2 protein-coding genes are annotated in these 1,882 nt (G+C 33.9%); both read right to left on the bottom strand.

The genetic code is table 11. The annotated features are described in order from the left end of the window. On the bottom strand, positions 1-653 hold a 653-nt coding region (locus ACT3QP_RS14685), incomplete at its 3' end, for a hypothetical protein (protein WP_444526011.1). After that, on the bottom strand, positions 650-1,882 hold a 1,233-nt coding region (locus tag ACT3QP_RS14680), incomplete at its 5' end, for a hypothetical protein (protein ID WP_444526010.1). The genes ACT3QP_RS14685 and ACT3QP_RS14680, both read right to left, overlap by 4 nt.

Genomic DNA, 1,882 nt, shown 5'->3' with positions numbered 1-1,882 from the left:
ATAGTATCTTTTAGGAGACTCTGATAAATACGTGAAGGAATAACCATGGTTTGAAGACTTTGTGAAGTCTCAGGGAAGATCTTTCTTGTCTTTTTAAGTTTATTCAAAAACTCTTCTGAAGGTTGTAGCTCACACCAAAAGTCATTTTGATTTAAAACAGAAGCTGTATCAATGAACCTTTGTATCTTACCTAAACATAAACCTATTTGTTTTTCCGCAGAGCTATTAGTAACTAAAAAATCAATTGCATTAGCGTCAGTGAATATACCGTTAAAATTAACATGATTAATTAAACAGTGACTAACTAAAAAAGAAATAGCAACTAAGTCACCGTTCAATTTTGACATAGAACAGCCATTTACCTCACAAACCCAATTTAGGGCGAATATCTTTAAAAATTTAACTGCTAAACTGAGTTTATTGCTGTCTACATTGCTCAATGCAGGAAGGTGTTGAATCTTAGCTCTAAAGTTTATAGTTTTAAGTGAGTTACTGGTGGCACTATAATCCCAGATATCATCAGAGAAGACTGATAAAGCTTTTCCATTCTTAGAACGCGTTACAACTAAATCTGATATTGGATTCTTAATTAAACCTTTAGATGTCGGTTCTATCTCTTTGACAAGGGACTCACGCATCATTACTTTAGTCATAGGGTCATCTCCTTATCATTAGATTGAGATTTTAATGTGAGAAACTCTATATGTTTGTTCCAATATTCGTTGTAGATTTGGCTATTTACTTGTTGTTTAACATCATCAATCAGGTTGATTACATTGCTGTCTTTCTGTTGAAGAATCTCAATTATTTCATCGATTCTGTACAGTGATGGTTCTATAGCAGTGAGATGGTGTTCGGGATCATTGCGGATTGCAGAGGATTTAAGTAAAGCCTCTTTTAGGCTCAATAGTTTATGTATATCTTCAAAATCTATATGAATTGCAAAAAACTCACAAAACAAACAACTTTCAAAGGTTGCACAAGAAGGAGCAGGAGCTTTGTTGTTAAAACCTACAGCCCTAATAGGGGAGCTATCTGATAGGTTTGAACAAGACCCTGTCGGTATTCGCTCCATATCGCAGTCGGTAGAGGTCTTGATTGGTATAGTTTGTTCATTAACTCTATTAGAACTAAGAATTGCATTGCTCATTTTTTCATGATACTGGTTCATCTCTATGGCTTGGGAGTCAATATCAATTGACGTATAGGACTTAGCTACTGTAGTCAAAGAATTATTAAGCTTTTTAGCTACTAAGGACAGATTTCCCTTAGAGTGTTTGATAAAATACTCAGCACATAAGTTTCTAATATCTCTGGCTGGGATTTTTTTCACATCTTCAAAAAGAGCCGATTTTTTAACAATAGAGCTAGTAGAGCTACGTGCAAAGCGCTTTAATTGACGATGTTCACTAATACTAACAAATAAATAATCTTGGCAGTCTCCGCTAAGCTCAATATTATGAAGCCATTCTCTAAGTTTCAAATACTGTATAAGATAACGTTTTAATTGTGAAGGAGCATGAAATTCAATTTGTCTACCTGCTCTATACTTATGTTTCTTAGCAAAAGTTGATAAACCGAGCTTATCTAAATCTACATCTGTGATCTTTAAATCAAGGGTAGGTTGTACGTTCGCAGCAGTAAAAGCGAGGTATATATAATAAAAGCAGTATGTACACAGGTTATATGCGTAAGATTTTTTACTATTTAACTCTCCACTAATCCATTGTTTTCTGTATTTTATTAGCGTGTTCCGATAATATGTTTTCTGAGATTCCTCATTGTCATAATAATTGGCTAAAACATGTTTAATATCATCAAACGGTAAGGGTTCTTCCTTATCATCAAAACAGTTAGTTAGTTTCTTTATACCTGAGGTGTA

Source organism: Psychrobacter sp. AOP7-B1-24 (genome assembly GCF_052376215.1).
In the GTDB taxonomy this organism is placed as follows: domain Bacteria; phylum Pseudomonadota; class Gammaproteobacteria; order Pseudomonadales; family Moraxellaceae; genus Psychrobacter.
Note: the sequence above shows the minus strand (reverse complement) of the source record. Positions and strands in the feature narration are given on the sequence as shown.